Below are 18,573 nucleotides of genomic sequence, written 5' to 3'. Positions count from 1 at the left end.
GCCAGCTCCGCCCTCTTTTCCCAGGCGCGAGAAATAGACTTAAGAATAAATATTGAAAACAACAAAGGCGCCCTCAGGCGCCTTTTTCACTAAGAGCAAAACTTACTCTTTGTCACCCAGCAGCACGGATTCAAGGGCAATCTTGATCATGTCGTTGAAGGTGGTCTGACGCTCGGCGGCGGTGGTCTGCTCGTGCGTGCGGATATGGTCGGAGACGGTGCAGATGGTCAGCGCTTTTGCGCCGTATTCTGCCGCCACGCCGTAGATACCGGCCGCTTCCATTTCCACGCCCAGGATACCGTATTTTTCCATCACGTCGAACATCTGCGGATCCGGAGTGTAGAACAAATCGGCAGAGAAGATGTTGCCCACGCGAGCGTCAACACCCAGCGCCTTCGCTGCGTCAACCGCGTTACGCACCATGTCGAAGTCGGCGATAGCTGCAAAGTCATGGTCTTTGAAACGCAGGCGGTTCACTTTGGAATCCGTACATGCGCCCATACCGATAACCACATCGCGCAGTTTCACATCAGCACGTACCGCGCCGCAGGAGCCCACGCGGATGATTTTCTTTACGCCGAAATCGGTGATCAGCTCTTTGGTGTAGATAGAGCAGGATGGGATGCCCATGCCGTGGCCCATCACGGACACTTTACGGCCTTTATAGGTTCCGGTGTAACCCAGCATGCCGCGCACGTTGTTCACTTCGCGTACGTCGTCGAAGAAAGTCTCCGCAATGTGTTTTGCACGCAGCGGGTCGCCCGGCATCAGCACGACGTCTGCGAAATCACCCATCTCTGCGTTAATGTGTGGCGTTGCCATTATTCTGTCCTTTTAATTTATTTTTGCCTGACGGCGGCTGTGCGTTATCAGGCCTGCAAACGGTTTCACGTAGGCCGGATAAACGTAGCGCCATCCGGCAACGCTTATCACAGCATGTTTTTGCCGTAGTCCATGTCGGACAGGCCAAAGTATTTCGCCACGGTCTGACCGATATCCGCGAAGGTTTCACGGTGGCCAAGAGAGCCGGCTTTTACTTTCGGGCCGTAAACCAGTACCGGGATGTGCTCACGGGTATGGTCGGTGCCTTTCCAGGTCGGGTCGCAGCCGTGGTCCGCGGTGAGGATCAGGATATCGTCCTCTTTCAGCAGGTCCATCAGCTCCGGCAGGCGGCGGTCGAACAGCTCCAGACCACCGGCATAACCGGCAACATCGCGGCGGTGGCCCCAGGAAGAGTCAAAATCAACGAAGTTGGTGAAGACGATGGTGTCGTCCCCTGCTTCTTTCATCTCTTTGACGGTGGCGTCGAACAGCGCGTCCAGACCGGTCGCCTTCACTTTCTTGGTGATGCCGACGTTAGCGTAGATATCCGCGATTTTACCCACGGAAACCACCTGCCCGTTTTGCTCTTCGACCAGTTTTTTCAGTACGGTTGGCGCCGGTGGCTCAACGGCCAGGTCGTGACGGTTACCGGTACGCTGGAAGTTGCCCGGCTTGTCGCCGATAAACGGACGAGCGATAACGCGGCCGATGTTGTAGCCGCCTTCGGTCAGCTCAACACGTGCGATTTCACACAGCTCGTAAAGCTTATCCAGACCGAAGGTCTCTTCGTGGCAGGCAATCTGGAATACGGAGTCGGCGGAGGTATAGAAAATCGGCTTGCCGGTTTTCATGTGCTCTTCGCCCAGCTCGTCCAGGATCACGGTGCCGGAGGAGTGGCAGTTACCGAGATAGCCCGGCAGGTTAGCGCGCTCAACCAGCTTGTCGAGCAGCGCCTGCGGGAAGCTGTTCTGCACGTCGGAGAAGTATCCCCAGTCGAACAGCACGGGTACGCCCGCAATTTCCCAGTGGCCTGACGGAGTATCTTTACCGGATGAGAGCTCATGCGCCCAGCCGTAAGCACCGATAACTTCTGCGTCACCGTCCATGCCCGCCGGGATTTTACCGGTAGAGCCTTCAGCGGCTTTAACCAGGCCCAGACGAGTCAGGTTAGGCAGGTTCAGCGGCCCTTTACGACCGTTATCCGCTTCGCCTTTAGCACAGGCTTCCGCGATGTGCCCGAATGTATCAGAACCGACGTCGCCGAAGCGGTCAGCGTCTTCTGTAGCACCGATGCCGAAGGAGTCCAGCACCATAATAAATGCACGTTTCATATTATTCTCCGTACCTTGTGCTCTGTAAAAAAGCGATCGGATCAGTATACCGCTATTGGGTGATTCGGCGATAGACTTCTGGCGTTTCTGTCGGCTGGGTATCGTTAACTTTGATTGCCGCTTTCACGGCGCGCGCTGCTTCCTGCCACTGCGCTTCGCTTGCCGCATGGATCACTGCCAGCGGACGAGTGGTATCTACGCTATCCCCCAGGCGAGCCATGTCGGTGAAGCCGACGCTGTAATCAATATTATCGGATGCCTGACGACGGCCACCGCCCATGGAAACCACCGCCATGCCTAACGCACGGGTGTCCATTTCGCCGACAAAACCGGTGCGGTCCGCATAAACGGCTTTGCTGAGCACGGCGGTTGGCAGGTATTTCGCATAGTTTTCCACGAAGTCGGCTGGGCCTTTCTGAGCGGCAACCATGCGGCCAAAGACTTCCGCCGCTTTGCCGTTATCCAACACGGATTGCAGCTTAGCGCGGGCTTCAGTATCGTCTTTGGCAAGCTTGCCGGAAATCAGCATTTCTACGCACAGCGCCATGGTCACTTCATGCAGACGCGGATTAACGTATTCGCCAGTCAGGAACTGGACGGCTTCACGTACTTCTACTGCGTTACCCGCGCTGGATGCCAGCACCTGGTTCATGTCGGTCAACAGCGCCGTGGTTTTGACACCCGAACCGTTGGCAACGCCGACAATCGCTTCCGCCAGCAGTTCAGAGAGTTCGTAAGTTGGCATGAATGCGCCGCTGCCCACCTTCACGTCCATCACCAGCGCGTCCAGACCTTCGGCCAGCTTTTTCGCAAGAATGGAAGCGGTGATCAACGGAATGGAATCTACGGTCGCGGTAATGTCACGCGTGGCGTAGAAACGCTTGTCCGCAGGGGCCAGCGAGTTAGTCTGGCCGATAATCGCCACGCCGACATTTTTAATGATGTCGCGGAAGCGATTATCGTCCGGGAAAATATCAAAGCCGGGGATCGCTTCGAGCTTGTCGAGCGTGCCGCCGGTGTGGCCAAGACCACGGCCAGAAATCATCGGAATGAAGCCGCCGCAGGCCGCGACCATCGGGCCGAGCATCAGGGAGGTCACGTCGCCCACGCCGCCGGTGGAGTGTTTATCAACGATCGGGCCGCCCAGATCCAGACTCTTCCAGTCCAGCACCGTCCCGGAATCACGCATGGCCATGGTCAGCGACACGCGCTCCGGCATGGTCATGTCATGGAAGAAGATGGTCATTGCCAGCGCGGCAATCTGCCCTTCGGAAATGGTATTGTCGCGAATGCCGTTAATAAAGAAACGAATCTCTTCGTCGCTTAACATCAGACCGTCACGTTTTTTACGAATAATTTCTTGAGCGAGGAACAAGGTAACCCCCTGAGGTGAGCAGGTAAAAGCGGCGATCGGACAGATCGCCGTCAGAAGTGATTAGTAGCCGCTGGCGCTTTTGCCGTCGCCATGGCCCAGCGCTTTTAACAGGCTGGCCAGCAGGCTGGAGGCGCCGAAACGATAGTGACGGGAGTCAGCCCAGTCGGCGCCAAACAGATCGTCCGCGATAGACAGGAACAGTGCAGCATCTTCAGCGCTACGCACGCCGCCAGCCGGTTTGAAACCAACGGTTTTTTCAACGCCCATATCACGGATAACTTCCATCATGATGCGCGCGCTTTCAGGCGTGGCGTTCACCGGCACTTTACCGGTAGAAGTCTTGATGAAATCTGCACCAGCTTTGATTGAGATTTCAGACGCTTTACGAATAAGCCGCTCTTCTTTCAACTCGCCGGTTTCGATGATCACTTTCAGCCAGACGTTGGCCGCTGCACAAGCTTCTTTACAGGCTTTCACCAGGTCAAAACCAACCTGTTCATTGCCGGCAATCAGCGCGCGGTACGGGAAAACGACGTCCACTTCGTCTGCGCCGTAGGCGATAGCAGCGCGGGTTTCCGCCAGCGCGATGCCGATATCATCGTTGCCGTGTGGGAAGTTGGTCACGGTGGCGATACGGATATCCGGCGTGCCCTGCTCATTCAGCGTCTTACGCGCAATCGGAATAAAACGTGGGTAGATGCAGATAGCCGCAGTGTTGCCTACTGGCGTTTTCGCCTGATGGCACAGGGCGATGACTTTTTCATTGGTGTCATCGTCGTTCAGGGTGGTGAGGTCCATCAGTTTCAGCGCGCGCAGGCTGCTTGCAGTTAAATCGGTCATAACACTCTCCGTAAAAAAACAATGTTAAAATTATAACACTGACAGGACAGGTTAAATTGCGTCGTAATTCACAAAAAACAAAGTAACCATTTCAATACTGCGCCAGATCTTGCCATAACAGGCAAAAACTGGCGGGTAATGAACCCGCCATCATTCGGTTGAATGTTAGAATTATAACATTACTGATGTTTTTATTACAGCGCGAGGAATACACCTGCAATCGTAGCGCTCATCAGGTTTGAAAGCGTACCCGCCGCCACGGCCTTCAGGCCAAGCTGAGCAATTTCATGGCGGCGATTTGGCGCCATGCTGCCCAGGCCACCAATCAAAATGGCTATTGAAGAAAGGTTAGCAAATCCACACAGCGCGAAGGAGATAATTGCTTTGGTGTGGTCAGAAAGTACCTGCAAACCAGCTGCCGCAACGGTTGCGTCATCTTTGAGATACTCGCCGAAGTTCAGGTAAGCCACGAACTCGTTGATGATCAGCTTCTGGCCGATAAACGAGCCGGCAACGTTCGCTTCGCTCCACGGCACGCCGATGATCCACGCCAGCGGCGAGAACACCCAGCCCAGAATCAGCTCCATTGAAAGCTGCGGATAGTTAAACCAGCCGCCAATCCCGGAGAGCATCCCGTTCAGCAAGGCAATCAGAGCAACGAATGCCAACAGCATTGCACCGACGTTCAGCGCCAGCTGCATACCGGAAGCCGCGCCGGAAGCAGCAGCGTCCAGCACGTTGGCCGGGCGATCCGGATCGTTTTTCATCGATTCCAGCTCGGGCGCATCGTTTGGCACTTCTGTCTCAGGCAGGATCAGCTTGGCGAACAGCAGGCCTCCCGGGGCCGCCATGAACGATGCGGCAATCAGGTATTCCAGCGGCACGCCCATCTGCGCGTAGCCCGCAAGCACGGAGCCCGCCACGGAAGCGAGACCACCACACATCACCGCAAACAGCTCGGAGCGGGTCATGGTCGCAATGTAAGGACGCACAACCAGCGGCGCTTCAGTCTGCCCGACGAAAATATTCGCAGTTGCAGAGAGGGATTCGGTGCGGGAAGTCTTTAGCACCTTACGCAGGCCGCCGCCAAGGACGCGGATAACCAGCTGCATGATGCCGAGATAGTAGAGCACCGCAATCAGAGAGGAGAAGAAGACGATGATCGGCAATACGCGCAGCGCGAAAACAAATCCGCCGCCGCCGAACACTTCAAACATCTTGTCAGAGACCAGCCCGCCAAACAGGAATGAGATCCCCGCGTTGCCGTAAGCAATGACGTTCGCCACTCCTTCGGACATGGCTAGCAGGACTTTACGTCCGACAGGTACATAGAGGATCAGCGCACCGATACCCACCTGAATAATCCATGCGCCGAGAACGGTACGCAGATTAATGGCTTTACGGTTGCTGGAAAGAAGAACAGCGATCAGCAGCAGAACTATCATGCCGACCAGACCCATGAGGATTTGCATACATATTCCCTGTGCATAGTAGAAAACAGGAAAAGCCATAAGGGCTTTCCCCCAACGCGCGGATTATAGCGGCAGAATCAGGGCAGGTTGCCATGGCCATCACGTATTTCTACAAATGTAAGCAAACGATTGTCTTATATAGTGACGTGGATCACATCAATTTACTGAATAGTTACCAGAGAAATAATTTGTCTGCATTGTAAATCAGCGCTCTGGCAATGTCGGAGGGGGGTTCGCAGCGCAGTTCGCAGAGTGCGTTAAACACATCAGCGACGCGTTCGGGACGATTAGGCTGGCCCTGGAAACCATTAAGCGGCATATCCGGCGCATCCGTTTCCAGCAGCAAAGACGAGAGGGGCAGCTGGGCCATCACGTCCCGTGTTTTGCTCGCTCTTGGATAGGTTATGGTCCCGCCCACGCCAATGTAATAGCCCAGATCGATGAACCGTTGCGCCTGCTGCAGGCTGCCCGCGAAGCCGTGCACAACGCCGGTACGGGGCAAAGCATGGCGCTTTAGATGCATGGCGAGTTTGTCGTGGGTACGGCGCGAATGGAGAATAACCGGCAGACCGTAGCGCTTTGCCAGTTTTAGCTGCGCGTCGAGGATCGTCTGCTGACGGTCAAACAACGGATCGTCCATATAGAGATCCAGCCCGATCTCCCCTATGGCTACCAGCTTATCCGGCTGCTGCTGCAGGTGATGTTCTAGCAGCGTAAGGGACGCCTCGTTATGCTTATGGATGACGATGGGGTGCAGCCCAACTGCGGCATAGAGCGCAGAATGCTGCGCGGCCAACGTCAGTACCGTAGCGAAACGTCCGGCTTCGATCGCCGGAACGACGATCTTCTCCACCCCGGCCCTTTTTGCCGTCTCCAGGCTATCAGCCTCCCTGCCGGTAAAGGGAGGGAAATCGAAATGGCAGTGGGTATCGTAGAATCTGTTCGTCACGCGCTGTCCTCGCTGGTAAACGAAGCGTCGTTGGCCTCCGTAGCGCCGATGACGGGCTTTATCAACGGCTCATTGGCGACGGCTGCAGGCGGCACCACCAGCGGCCCCGTCGTGACGATGCGCGGACGATGGCGCTTGATGGGTGGCTTATCGGCCAGCAGCCTGCCGACGGTGGCCAGGAAGTACCTGCCACACATACGCCCGGTTTTATAGTCGGCGTTCAGCGACGGCAGACGGCTGCCAAGGGCGATACTCTGCAATGGTTTCGGCGGAAAGATCTCAAAGATGCGCAGTTTACCCGGCGGCTTTTCAATAAAGCTCTGGATCTCGCGATAGCTGGCTTCGTGGTGCTGCACCAGATTCAGCAGCGGCTGCAGGCTGCTGTCACCCAGCCAGCGTTCCATACGTTTAAACCACTGCGGGGTGTAATACATCTGGGAAGGTACGGTGCGGATCACCACCAGCGTCTCTGCGCCAAGGCGAACGGCCTCCCGCACCGGGATCGCATCGCTTATCCCGCCGTCCTGGTAGCTAATGCCATCGATATCTACGCCCGTACGGTAAAAACCAGGTATGGCGCTGGAAGCTTTGATGATGTTAAGCCAGGTCTCATCCGTCGGCGAAAAATACCCCGGCGTATAGTCATCGCTGCGGCAGGCGCACATATAAAATTGTTTGCCCGTCTCGAAAAGCTTGTCCGCATGGGACATGGAAAGCGGAATTTTTGCCGCTGTCGCTTCAACGAGCCAGTCCAGATCGATAAGGTTACCCCCGCGCACGAAGCGCAGCGGATCGAAGAAATCTCGGGTTGTGGTAAAGCGGGTGATGACGCGGCGAGCATATCCGGGCTGGTTACAGACGTAGGCGGAAAGGTTTTGCGCACCGGCAGAGGTACCAAGGAAAAAATCGAACGGGTTAAATTCCGCCCGCATGAATTCATCCAGAACCCCGGCGGTGAATATCCCACGCTGCCCTCCACCCTCACAAATGATGGCAAGCTTGCCGGGACTAAACGGTTTTGACGCAAGCGGCGCGATATTGCCGAGCGTAACGGGTATACGTAGTCCCACCCTGCTTTCCTTTTCTAACCTTCATCTTTCAAGCTGCAGGGGTGTTGGCTGCACTCCTTCCCCCCAGTCACTTACTTTAGTAAGCTCCTGGGGACTCACTCCCTTGCCGCCTACCTGCAACTCGAAATTTAAAGGTTATAAATTATTATTTGGCCTTTTGAAAAACTTATCTGACAAAATGCGAGAGCCAGTCAATTGACTGGCTCTCTGGTCGGTCTCTAACTGTTATAGCACGCTATGGGCGTCTGCGGCCCATAAACAGGCTGACCAGGAACAGAATAATACCTACCACGAAGACGATTTTTGCAGCACCTGCTGCGGTACCAGCAAGGCCACCAAAGCCCAACGCTGCTGCAATCAACGCGATAACCAGAAAAATAATGCCCCAACGAAACATAAGCCTCTCCTTAAACCATAGTGAACTCTAATCGCTTCTTAATGGGTGCCCTTCAGGCTTTCCCACTGGCGATGTATGAGTAGCGGTAGTGCTGACTGCTTCCCCCGGACACCCCCGAGGGAAAGAGTTTTTGGTATGCTGTAATTACTGAACTTTCAGGTCGTTTTTAACGCTTTTTACGCCATCAACGGCCTTGGCAATGCTCTCAGCACGCTCGGACTGAGCGTTAGATTTCACATGGCCTGAAAGCTGAACAACACCATCGGTGGTTTCTACTTTCACGTTACGAGACGGAACGATGTCGTCTGCTAACAGTTTAGCTTTGATTTCGCTTGTGGTTGCGGTATCGCCCGCATAACCGCTTACGGATTTGTCTTTGCCATCGCGTACATGAAGTTTATCGCTCACGGAAGAGACGCCTTCCACGCCTTTGGCAACGGTAACCGCCTGCTCGGCCTGGGCCTGGCTTTCAACGAAGCCGCTCAGCGTCACCACTTTCTTATCGGTCTTCACCGAAATATCGGTGCTTTTAATGTTCTCATCATCAACCAGCGCCGCTTTCACTTTCGCAGTGATGGAGCTGTCGTCCATGAAGTTACCGACCTGATTCATTGAGCTATCGATTTTTTTCCCTGCGCTATCAGCCGTTGATTCAGTTTTGTTCATCATGGTGTCTTCCGCAAGGGCCGTGCCGCTTGCCAGAACAGAACCCAGAACTACTGCCAGCAGAGTTTTCGAAATCTTAGTCGTAGTCATCGATTTATTCCTGTAGGTTTGCTCATAATTTGAGCTCTAAGCCACAACGTGGCAGCTTTGCTGAAAAGGCCCGTCTGGCCTAAGCTTGCTCTCAGTCAGCGGCTTTGTTGATTACCAAACTTATTGGCTACTGCCGTGTTCGATATCTCGCCCTTTATGAGTTAAAGCAGTTATTAATATCGCAATAGAAAAATTAACCTTAAAAACATCCCGCCATATTGCTTATCTGAGGGATATTTATCGGTGTAACTTGTCATCACAATGTTAAATATAGACAACAATCGCAAAATTGCATGGTCTGAACGGCTGAAAAAGCGGCAAACGAGGGCGAAAGAGGGGTAATTAAGAGTATTCCGTAAGGGGTTAATAAGACTGGAAAAGTAGCGGGACGCGGCGGCTGCCGCGCCCTGCGAGGGGATCAGTGCTCGCGTGTTTTGCGGAACACAACTTCCGGGTAACGATCCTGCGTCAGGTTGAGGTTAACCATCGTCGGCGCGATATAGGCCAGATTATCGCCACCATCTAACGCCAGCTGCATTTCGTTTTTACGTTTGAACTCTTCAAACTTCTTCACATCAGTGCTTTCAACCCAGCGGGCGGTAGAGACGTTCACCGATTCGTAAATCGCCTCCACGTTGTATTCACTCTTAAGACGAGCCACAACCACGTCGAACTGCAGCACGCCAACCGCACCTACGATCAGATCGTTATTGGCGATTGGGCGGAAGACCTGTACCGCGCCCTCTTCGGAAAGCTGAACCAGGCCCTTAAGCAGCTGCTTCTGTTTCAAAGGATCGCGCAAACGGATGCGGCGGAACAGTTCAGGAGCGAAGTTCGGGATGCCGGTGAATTTCATCATCTCGCCCTGGGTGAAGGTATCGCCAATCTGGATGGTGCCGTGGTTGTGCAGGCCGATGATATCGCCCGGATAGGCTTCTTCTACATGGGAACGGTCCCCCGCCATAAAGGTCAGCGCGTCAGAGATGACCACGTCTTTACCGGTACGAACCTGGCGCAGCTTCATACCCTTTTCGTATTTGCCGGACACCACGCGCATAAAGGCCACGCGGTCGCGGTGTTTCGGATCCATGTTGGCTTGAATTTTAAAGACGAAGCCGGAGAACTTCTCTTCCGCAGCTTCAACTTCGCGGCTGTCGGTCTTGCGCGGCATCGGCGCAGGCGCCCACTCCACCAGGCCATCCAGCATATGATCCACGCCGAAGTTACCCAGTGCGGTGCCGAAGAAGACAGGAGTCAGCTCGCCTTCAAGGAACAGCTCACGATCGAACTCGTGGGAAGCTCCCTGTACCAGCTCAAGTTCGTCACGCAGCTGCGCGGCCAGGTCTTCACCTACGGCAGCTTCCAGCTCAGGGTTGTTCAACCCTTTAACGATGCGAACATCCTGGATAGTGTGACCTTTACCGGTCTGGTAAAGATAGGTTTCGTCTTTATAGAGGTGGTAAACCCCTTTGAACAGCTTGCCGCAGCCAATTGGCCAGGTGATCGGCGAACAGGCGATTTTCAGCTCGCGTTCAACTTCATCCAGCACTTCCATCGGATCGCGGATGTCACGGTCCAGCTTGTTCATAAAGGTGAGGATTGGCGTGTCGCGCAGGCGGGTAACTTCCATCAGCTTACGGGTACGATCCTCTACACCTTTTGCGGCGTCGATAACCATCAGACAGCAGTCCACCGCCGTCAGGGTACGGTAGGTATCTTCAGAGAAGTCTTCGTGCCCAGGGGTATCGAGCAGGTTAACCAGGCTGTCGCGGTACGGGAACTGCATCACGGACGTGGTGATGGAGATACCACGCTGCTTTTCCATTTCCATCCAGTCAGATTTTGCGTGCTGGCTTGAGCCACGGCCCTTAACGGTACCGGCGGTCTGAATGGCCTGTCCAAACAGCAGCACTTTTTCAGTGATGGTCGTTTTACCGGCATCCGGGTGGGAAATGATCGCAAAGGTGCGGCGTTTCGACACCTCTTGCAGGAAAGGAGACAAAGTCATAATTGTATCTTCTGTGAATGCGCGCGGCTCCAGGCCACGCGACGAATGAACGTTTCTGGCGGCTATTTTACCCATCAGTGTGGGTTTAACAATCAACAATCATGGCTTACACAACAGTTGCTCCAGTTCACTGAGGGAGGATACCTGCCACGTCGGGTGAATGCCCTCCGGCAGGCTGCGCCCGTGGGCGTTTAGCCAGCAGGTCGCAATGCCTGCGCTGTTGCCGCCCAGAATGTCTGATTCGGCGGTGTCTCCCACCATCATCACGCGGTCGCGCGGCGGATTGCCCATCTTCTCAAAAGCATAATCGAAAATGCGGGGATCCGGCTTGGCGACGCCAACCTGCTCGGAGATAACCAGCAGGTCGAAAGCATCCCGCAGGCCGGTACGTTCAAGGCGGATTTGCTGCAGTGCCGTGAAGCCGTTAGTGATAATGCCGATCTTCGTTTTGCCTTTCAGAGCGTTAAGCAGGGATACGGCACCCGGCAGCGGGGTACAAATCTCGGCCATCGCTTTAAGAAACGCGGCATTGAGATCGCCCGCGGGCACATTCAGTCTTTCCGACCAGCCCTGGAAACGCTGGTGTTGCAGATGTAAGGCAGTGATGGCACCGTTCTGGTAATCCACCCACAGAGGCTTGTTGACCGCCTGGTAATCCTGGAAATCTTCAGCGGTAAAGGTCACGCTGTAGTCGAGAAACATCCGCTGTAAGCCGCCGAAAGCGTCAAAGGTAAACAGCGTTTCGTCGGCATCAAATAAAATCCAGTCCCAGTTCATCAACACACCTTTCTTTTCGTTTCAACCAAGCGGTAACGCCATGATAATGGCGTCTTCCCGACCCTCTTTTGTGGGGTAATAGTTGCGGCGAATCGTCGCCTCGTTGAAGCCCAGGCTCTCGTAGAGAGCGATGGCTGCCGCATTCGAGGCGCGCACTTCAAGCCACAGGGTAAAAACATCTTTCGCTTCCAGCTCGCTGATTAAATGCTCCAGCAGCTGGCGGCCTAATCCTTTGCGCTGCCATGCGGGATCGACCGCGATATTAAATAGTGTCGCCTCGTCGAGGACGACCTGGGTGACAGCAAAGGCCGCCATCTGACCGTCGACATCAAGCCGCAAATTGAAATAGCGCTCGCCCTGGTTGCTGGCGAGGGTCTTTTCAGTCCATGGGAAGGCATGGCTGCGCTGCTCAATGGCGTACGCCGCCGGTAAATCATCCGGCGTCAGGGAAGAAATCATGTTCATGTTTGCAAATTTGCTGCCACAGCGCCCGGCGGGCGGTGCCATTGTGATAAAGCTCGTTTAAGGCAGGCGTTGATAACTGCACGCCGGGAAGTGACAGCGGTGCATCAACGCCCAGACGCCAGCTGTTGCAGGGCAAGTCTGCGGGCAGCATCGCCGCACGATCCGGCGTCAGCTGCAAAACCTGTGCGGGCGCCAGCGCCAGGGTGCGCAGGACGTCGCAGACCAGCGGATCGTTAAGGGCCGGAAGCGCGTCGGCCACCATCACCAGCCGGGTATCCGCCTGTAACGAGACGGCAATTTCGCCCTGCAACACCAGCGGTCGTCGCAGCTGCCACTGGGTGATGCCCAGTTGCTGTAACAGCCAGTCGCGTCGCGAAGTCATAGCGAAACCTTTAGAGAGTGCCAATTGGGGCGCAAATATAGCAAATACATCGAATGTGCGCCATTAAAGCTCTATAATCCCGGATCTGATTTTCCAGGAGTAATTTGATGACTGCGTTAACCCCGGCAAGCGAAGTGCTGCTGCGCCACAGCGATGATTTTACCGAAAGCCGCGTGCTGTTTGCCGGTGACTTACAGGACGATTTACCAGCCCGCTATGAGACCGCGTCAAGTCGTGTTCATACGCAGCAGTTCCACCACTGGCAGGTGCTTAGCGCCCAGATGGGTGAAGACGCACGTTACGGCCTGGTCGCTGACGCGGACATCGTCGGCGACAGCAATACGCTGATTTACTACTGGCCGAAGAACAAGCCGGAAGCGCAATTCCAGCTGATGAATATTCTCTCCCTGATGCCGGTTGGCTGCGACGTTTTCGTTGTGGGTGAAAACCGCAGCGGCGTGCGGAGCGCGGAACAAATCCTTGAAGACTATTGCCCGCTGACCAAAATCGACAGCGCGCGCCGCTGCGGTCTGTACCACGGCCGCCTCGAATCGCAGCCTAAGTTTGACGAACAGGCCTGGTGGGATGAGTACAACCACGAAGGCATGACGGTAAAAACTCTGCCGGGCGTATTTAGCCGCGATGGCCTGGACACCGGCAGCAAGCTGCTGCTTTCCACCCTGACCGCGCATACCAAAGGTAAAGTGCTGGACGTAGGCTGCGGCGCGGGCGTGCTGGCCATTACGCTGAAAAGCCATTCTCCGAAGGTGCGTCTGACGCTGTGCGACGTGAGCGCCCCGGCGGTGGAAGCCAGCCGTGCAACGCTTGCCGCAAACGAAATCGAAGGTGAAGTGATCGCCAGCAACGTCTATTCAGAAATCAATGGCCGTTTCGACATGATTATCTCCAACCCACCGTTCCATGATGGCATGCAGACCAGCCTGGATGCAGCCCACCAGCTGATCCGCGGGGCGGCTCGTCATCTGAACATGGGTGGCGAACTCCGCATCGTTGCCAACGCCTTCCTGGCCTATCCGAACGTGCTGGACGAAGTGTTTGGCAGCCATGAGGTCATCGCACAAACAGGTCGTTTTAAAGTTTACCGCGCCGTACTGGCCCGTGCAGCCAAGGCGAAGAAGCGCTAAACACGCCCCAGCGCCGCTTTTTGCAGCAATTGCGAAAGCGGTGCCAAATTAACTGTTGACGAAGCTCAGAAAACATCTAGAATGCGCCTCCGTGGTTGTGATACTTCGGTATTACAGGTATGCGAAGGTGGCGGAATTGGTAGACGCGCTAGCTTCAGGTGTTAGTGTTCTTACGGACGTGAGGGTTCAAGTCCCTCTCTTCGCACCACCAACAACCACGCAAGATATCGTTCGCACTGCGCGAAGGTGGCGGAATTGGTAGACGCGCTAGCTTCAGGTGTTAGTGTTCTTACGGACGTGAGGGTTCAAGTCCCTCTCTTCGCACCATGCGAAGGCGATATCTGACCTTTAGGCGCAAGCCTGGAAAAACTGTGCGAAGGTGGCGGAATTGGTAGACGCGCTAGCTTCAGGTGTTAGTGTCCTAACGGACGTGAGGGTTCAAGTCCCTCTCTTCGCACCACTTTCTGGTTGTTTCCCAGAAGTGATTCAGTAATTCCTCAGTCGTTTCCTGCATAAATTTTACCTCGTTTTTCTTATCTCCAGATAGTCATCATCACCAGAGCGATCCCGCTGGCGAACGCAATGCCCGATGGCAGCAGTACGTAATGGCGCAACCGCTTGTGATACAACATGCCCGCCGAAGCTACCAGCCCCAGCACAACCAGCACCCGCCACTGGCTGAATGACAGATCCATCCAAATCAGCACGGCGACAATTAAACCCGGCACGATAACTCCCCAGGCACTTCCAAGCTGTCGATGTAACATACCGATCGTCTCACCAATTAGTAATGGCAAGCATTATCATATGATAAAATTTCTCATTTGTCAGCAAGAGCAGCGTGAGCCGTGCTCATCATCGGATGACATACATTCATGAAGGTGATAGATTGAGCGATAACGTTAATAAAATTCACCAATAGATAACGGATGACGTTAATCAGTTAGCCGTCAAAATAACGTTTAACCATCGCAAACAGTTAACACAGACATCTGGCCGAAAGAATCTATTATTTTATGAGTGCAAAAACCTGGCGGGCATTACTGAAAGGTAAGCATCAGCTTTCTTTACGTTTATTCCTGTTACTGAACGCAATTTCCGCCAGTTTTAGTATGGCAAGCCCCATTTACCACACGCAGCCGTTCACCGTGCCTGCTGTGCTGGTGTTGTTCGGCAGCAGCCTGCTGCTCATCTGGCAATTAATTGATAAACAAAGACTAATTAATATTAACCTGGTCTCTTTTTCGCTGGGAATATTATGGGCGTGGCATATCATTATTAAAAATGACGCTATTCCCAATACCGATGCTTCCTATTTGATTATTGCGTTATTGACCATTCTTTTTATCGGTTCTATCTCGTTTATCAATAATTTACGCCCTTTCATACTGCACTGTCTGCCGGTGACGTTAACCATCCTCTGGCTCGATCAGGGGGAGCACTGGCTGCGGGTTTTATATTCCATTGCGCTTCCGGGGGTTGGCATCACCATCCAGCATATTATTCAGCGCAGAAATGATAACTTCACCCAGCGGTTAATGAACAAGCTGCTGGAGGAGAAAGAGCAGCTGACCGATCTCAGCATGATCGACCCGCTCACCGGCCTGTATAACCGCCGGGGCTTCCAGAATCGTCTGGAGAACATCCTGGCCGCGGGCAGCGGCAATCACTTTGTGTTACTGCTGGATATCGACCACTTTAAGGCCTACAACGATAACTACGGCCACAGCATGGGGGATCAGGCGCTGATTCGCGTGTCCGCCGCCATTCGCGACGCGGTCCGCTCCAGGGACGTCGTAACCCGCTACGGCGGCGAAGAATTTATGGTTTTGCTGACAAACAGCGATGCTGATACGGCGCTGGAAACCGCCGAACGTATCCGCCTGCGGGTATTCGATCTGAAAATCCTGCACCTGTTCAATGAACAGGTCGCCACAAACGTCACTGTAAGTATTGGTCTTGCGCCTTTAGTAGACGACGGTATTGATGACGCGCTGGTCATGGCTGATAAAGCGCTCTACCGGGCAAAGAACCAGGGTCGTAACACTATCCTCACCAGCAACGCGCTGCAGGCTGCCTGATCCCAATTTGAGTTTTCTTCTACAGGACGCACAAATTCATCTTGCTAACGCTTTTGGCTAAAGCTAGGATTGGCAATCATTCTCATTTAGATTCCCGGTCGTATCAGGCAATGGCGCTTCAGTCCCAGAGATTTATTGATGACATGCTATGGCAAACGCCGCTTACGTGCGCGCTGCCCGCCTTTGCCGACGATCTGCGCGACCATTTCACCCTCCATCGTGCCTGGTTCAACGACTTTATCAAGCTCAACGAAGGCGCGCCGGATAACGCCCTCACTTTTTATCAGTGGGCACAGCCCGCCACGCTTACGACGCTGATGGCCTGCTATGCGGACCATATTTATCGCAATCACCCGCAGCAGGCGCGTGAAGGCAAGCCGCTGAAGTCACTCTGGGCGCAATGGTATCTGGGGCTGCTGGTTCCGCCGCTGCTGATGGCGCTGGTCACGTACCCTCGCGCGCTTAATATTAGCCCGGAGCATATCCAGGTAAAATTTCACGAAACGGGCCGGGCGGAAAGCTTCTGGCTGGACGTAAAAGAAGACGGCGCCGCAACGGACTTACCGCTGCGCCTGCGGGTGGAAAAACTGATAAGTGAAGGAGTGAAGCCGGTTGTGGATGCACTCGAGGCGAGTGGTGATATCAACGGCAAGCTTATCTGGGCGAATACAGGCTATCTTATCAATTGGTTCCTCGGGGAGATCAAAGGCCTGCTGAACGATGAGACACTGGCCGACCTGCGCCACGCCTGCTTCTTTGAAAAGCAGCTGTCGGACGGGCAGGATAACCCGCTCTACCGCACCGTGGTGCCGCGTGATGGTTTGCTGGTACGCCGCACCTGCTGCCAGCGCTATAAGCTGCCGGGCGTTCAGGGCTGCGGTGACTGCACCTTAAAATAGCCTCTAACAACTCCCGGTGGATGGCGCTGACGCTTATCCCCTCCTACAAAAAAGCATCTAAAATAAACGGCGGGTTTCCCCGCCGTTTTCACATCCTGTCTTACGCTGCCTGCTGGCTCTCTTCGCCAGAAGCTTTCTGCGCCTCTTCGGCTTCCTGCTCCAGCAGCTGCTTCTCGTACACCTTGAAGAACGGGAAGTAGATGATGGCGGACACCACGGCCAGCACCACCACCAGAATCGCCGCGCGGAAATCCCAGCCCAGCGCCCAGGCCGCGCCGATTGGCGCAGGGGCTGTCCATGGCACGACTGAAATCACGCGGCCAATCAGATCCATTTTCATCGCGCCCCATGCCAGCACCGCGTTCACCATTGGTGCCAGCAGGAAAGGAATGAAGAACACCGGGTTCATGACGATTGGCGTCCCGAAAATAACCGGTTCGTTGATGTTAAAGAAGCTTGGCACCACGCTCAGTCGCCCAATGGAACGCAGATGCGCCGAGCGGCTGCGCAGGTAGCAGATGACCAGGCCCATGGTGGCACCGGAACCGCCGATAACAATAAAGAAGGTCCAGAATGCTTCCATAAAGATATGCGGCAGCGGCGCACCCGTCGCCAGCGCGCTCTGGTTCATGCCGAGGTTAGTCAGCCAGAACATTTGCAGCATGCCGGAGATGATTGCCGCACCGTGGATGCCCGCAAACCACAGCAGGTGGCCAATCAGCACCGCCAGAAGAATCGCCGGCAGCGAATCCGCCGCGGAAACCAGAGGCTTAAATACGGACATGATGGCCTGCGGGATCAGCATATCGAACTGAGACTGGATCAGCAGGCTCAGGGGATAAAGCGTCAGCACCACGACCAGCACCGGGATCAGCAGATCAAACGAGTTTTTGATCATCGGCGGCACCTGGTCCGGCAGCTTGATCCCGATATTGTGCGCCTTGAGGAACCTCATCAGCTCCACGCAGTACACCGCAACCAGAATCGCCGTAAAGATCCCCGTCCCGCCAAGGCTGTCGACCGGCATGGCGCCTTTGGTTTTCGGGGCGGCAACCAGCAGGAAAGCCATCAGCGACAGCATCGCGCACATGAAAGGATCCAGCGCGTGCGACTTCACGTAATGCTTGCCGAGGTTATAGGCGATTGCCATACAGATATAGATAGACATGATGCCCATCGTCATATCAAACGGCGTCAGGATCTGCCCCTCGAACTGTTTTGCCATATCCAGCCAGGCACGGGCGAAGCCCCAGGTGGTGGTTGGCGAGAAGGGTGGATAAGCAAAGACCAGCAGGAATGAGCCGACAATCATAAACGGCATGGCGGAGATAAATCCGTCACGAATCGCCATGACGTGACGCTGGGAAGAAATACGCCCGGCAACCGGACTCACGTAGTTTTCAACAAAGCGGAAAATCAAATTAAAGGCGGCGTGGTTAGAAGACATCACAATTCTCCTGTCAGGCTGTCAACGCGAGTGCGTCAGCGAGAATTTTGTCGCCGCGCATCATTCCGTAATCCATAGGGTTGATCACCGTGACCGGGATCTGTTTGGGTGCTGCCTGTGCTTTAAAATCCTCCAGACGAGAGTTGATTTGTGGACCAGGCAAACAGCAATCGTAACCGGACATCACGTCCGTGAATGCTTCAATACCGACAGCTTTAATTTCTACATCAATCCGTTGCGCTAAAGCGGCTTGCTTCATCCTGTTCACGACCATGCTGGTAGACTGACCTGCGGCACAACATAAAAGGATACGTTTCATAGACAGCTCTTATTATGGGGTACAGGGGGAGTTACGAA

19 protein-coding genes and 3 tRNA genes are annotated in these 18,573 nt (G+C 54.5%); 6 read left to right on the top strand and 16 right to left on the bottom strand.

Translation table 11 applies throughout. The features are described from left to right. Positions 1 to 102: 102 nt before the first annotated feature. The 13 genes from deoD to ACA108_02945 form a co-directional block, all read right to left on the bottom strand. Positions 103 to 822, bottom strand: a complete 720-nt coding sequence (gene deoD / locus ACA108_03005; GenBank protein ID XEX96527.1) for a purine-nucleoside phosphorylase — start codon at positions 820 to 822, stop codon at positions 103 to 105. 107 nt (positions 823 to 929) lie between these two features. Continuing rightward, entirely contained in the window at positions 930 to 2,153 is a 1,224-nt protein-coding gene (deoB, locus tag ACA108_03000) for a phosphopentomutase (GenBank protein XEX96526.1), read from the bottom strand. Between the two features lie 52 nt (positions 2,154 to 2,205). Next, positions 2,206 to 3,528 carry a thymidine phosphorylase gene (gene deoA, locus ACA108_02995; GenBank protein XEX96525.1) on the bottom strand — a complete coding sequence of 441 codons (1,323 nt, stop codon included), beginning with the start codon at positions 3,526 to 3,528 and terminating at the stop codon, positions 2,206 to 2,208. Positions 3,529 to 3,588: 60 nt separating this feature from the next. Further along, complete coding sequence (gene deoC / locus ACA108_02990; protein XEX96524.1) at positions 3,589 to 4,368, bottom strand: deoxyribose-phosphate aldolase; 780 nt, start codon at positions 4,366 to 4,368, stop codon at positions 3,589 to 3,591. A 194-nt stretch (positions 4,369 to 4,562) separates the two neighbouring features. Further along, positions 4,563 to 5,840 (bottom strand): NupC/NupG family nucleoside CNT transporter, encoded by a 1,278-nt coding sequence (locus tag ACA108_02985; protein ID XEX96523.1) that lies wholly within the window; start codon positions 5,838 to 5,840, stop codon positions 4,563 to 4,565. Between the two features lie 172 nt (positions 5,841 to 6,012). After that, positions 6,013 to 6,789: a TatD family hydrolase gene (locus ACA108_02980; GenBank protein XEX96522.1), complete on the bottom strand. Its 777-nt coding sequence runs from the start codon at positions 6,787 to 6,789 to the stop codon at positions 6,013 to 6,015. Next, positions 6,786 to 7,859: a patatin family protein gene (locus tag ACA108_02975; GenBank protein XEX96521.1), complete on the bottom strand. Its 1,074-nt coding sequence runs from the start codon at positions 7,857 to 7,859 to the stop codon at positions 6,786 to 6,788. Before ACA108_02975 ends, ACA108_02980 begins: the two co-directional genes overlap by 4 nt. Before the next feature lie 235 nt (positions 7,860 to 8,094). Beyond that, positions 8,095 to 8,256 carry a DUF1328 domain-containing protein gene (locus ACA108_02970; protein XEX96520.1) on the bottom strand — a complete coding sequence of 54 codons (162 nt, stop codon included), beginning with the start codon at positions 8,254 to 8,256 and terminating at the stop codon, positions 8,095 to 8,097. A 144-nt stretch (positions 8,257 to 8,400) separates the two neighbouring features. Further along, positions 8,401 to 9,012: a molecular chaperone OsmY gene (gene osmY, locus ACA108_02965; GenBank protein ID XEX96519.1), complete on the bottom strand. Its 612-nt coding sequence runs from the start codon at positions 9,010 to 9,012 to the stop codon at positions 8,401 to 8,403. Positions 9,013 to 9,430: 418 nt separating this feature from the next. Beyond that, positions 9,431 to 11,020 carry a peptide chain release factor 3 gene (gene prfC / locus ACA108_02960; GenBank protein ID XEX96518.1) on the bottom strand — a complete coding sequence of 530 codons (1,590 nt, stop codon included), beginning with the start codon at positions 11,018 to 11,020 and terminating at the stop codon, positions 9,431 to 9,433. 99 nt (positions 11,021 to 11,119) lie between these two features. After that, complete coding sequence (yjjG, locus tag ACA108_02955; GenBank protein XEX96517.1) at positions 11,120 to 11,797, bottom strand: pyrimidine 5'-nucleotidase; 678 nt, start codon at positions 11,795 to 11,797, stop codon at positions 11,120 to 11,122. Between the two features lie 21 nt (positions 11,798 to 11,818). Then, positions 11,819 to 12,262, bottom strand: a complete 444-nt coding sequence (gene rimI, locus ACA108_02950) for a ribosomal protein S18-alanine N-acetyltransferase (GenBank protein XEX96516.1) — start codon at positions 12,260 to 12,262, stop codon at positions 11,819 to 11,821. Further along, positions 12,231 to 12,644 (bottom strand): DNA polymerase III subunit psi, encoded by a 414-nt coding sequence (locus ACA108_02945; GenBank protein ID XEX96515.1) that lies wholly within the window; start codon positions 12,642 to 12,644, stop codon positions 12,231 to 12,233. Before ACA108_02945 ends, rimI begins: the two co-directional genes overlap by 32 nt. A gap of 107 nt (positions 12,645 to 12,751) precedes the next feature. Between ACA108_02945 and rsmC the strand changes: the two genes are divergently transcribed. From rsmC to ACA108_02925, 4 genes are all read left to right on the top strand, one after another. Then, positions 12,752 to 13,789 (top strand): 16S rRNA (guanine(1207)-N(2))-methyltransferase RsmC, encoded by a 1,038-nt coding sequence (gene rsmC, locus ACA108_02940; protein ID XEX96514.1) that lies wholly within the window; start codon positions 12,752 to 12,754, stop codon positions 13,787 to 13,789. 121 nt (positions 13,790 to 13,910) lie between these two features. After that, a tRNA-Leu gene (locus tag ACA108_02935) sits at positions 13,911 to 13,997 on the top strand. Positions 13,998 to 14,029: 32 nt separating this feature from the next. After that, positions 14,030 to 14,116, top strand: a tRNA-Leu gene (locus ACA108_02930). A gap of 46 nt (positions 14,117 to 14,162) precedes the next feature. After that, a tRNA-Leu gene (locus ACA108_02925) sits at positions 14,163 to 14,249 on the top strand. 73 nt (positions 14,250 to 14,322) lie between these two features. Here the strand turns inward: ACA108_02925 and ACA108_02920 are convergent. Beyond that, the gene (locus ACA108_02920) at positions 14,323 to 14,556 is read right to left on the bottom strand and encodes a DUF1435 domain-containing protein (GenBank protein XEX96513.1); all 234 of its coding nucleotides are present in this window, start codon (positions 14,554 to 14,556) and stop codon (positions 14,323 to 14,325) included. Between the two features lie 249 nt (positions 14,557 to 14,805). On the opposite strand from ACA108_02920, the gene ACA108_02915 reads away from it, so the two are divergent. Both ACA108_02915 and fhuF read left to right on the top strand, forming a co-directional pair. Continuing rightward, entirely contained in the window at positions 14,806 to 15,870 is a 1,065-nt protein-coding gene (locus ACA108_02915; GenBank protein XEX96512.1) for a GGDEF domain-containing protein, read from the top strand. Positions 15,871 to 15,980: 110 nt separating this feature from the next. Then, positions 15,981 to 16,769, top strand: a complete 789-nt coding sequence (fhuF, locus tag ACA108_02910) for a siderophore-iron reductase FhuF (GenBank protein XEX96511.1) — start codon at positions 15,981 to 15,983, stop codon at positions 16,767 to 16,769. Between the two features lie 100 nt (positions 16,770 to 16,869). On the opposite strand, the gene ACA108_02905 is transcribed toward fhuF, so the two are convergent. Together ACA108_02905 and ACA108_02900 are read right to left on the bottom strand one after the other, a co-directional pair. Then, a complete protein-coding gene (locus ACA108_02905; protein ID XEX96510.1) occupies positions 16,870 to 18,216 on the bottom strand; it encodes a PTS sugar transporter subunit IIC in 1,347 nt (448 codons plus the stop codon). Positions 18,217 to 18,229: 13 nt separating this feature from the next. Beyond that, complete coding sequence (locus ACA108_02900; protein XEX96509.1) at positions 18,230 to 18,535, bottom strand: PTS sugar transporter subunit IIB; 306 nt, start codon at positions 18,533 to 18,535, stop codon at positions 18,230 to 18,232. Positions 18,536 to 18,573: the final 38 nt, after the last annotated feature.

Source organism: Dryocola sp. LX212 (assembly GCA_041504365.1).
Lineage (GTDB): Bacteria > Pseudomonadota > Gammaproteobacteria > Enterobacterales > Enterobacteriaceae > Dryocola.
The sequence above is the reverse complement of the archived record's forward strand: the minus strand, read 5'-3'. Positions and strand labels throughout refer to the sequence as shown.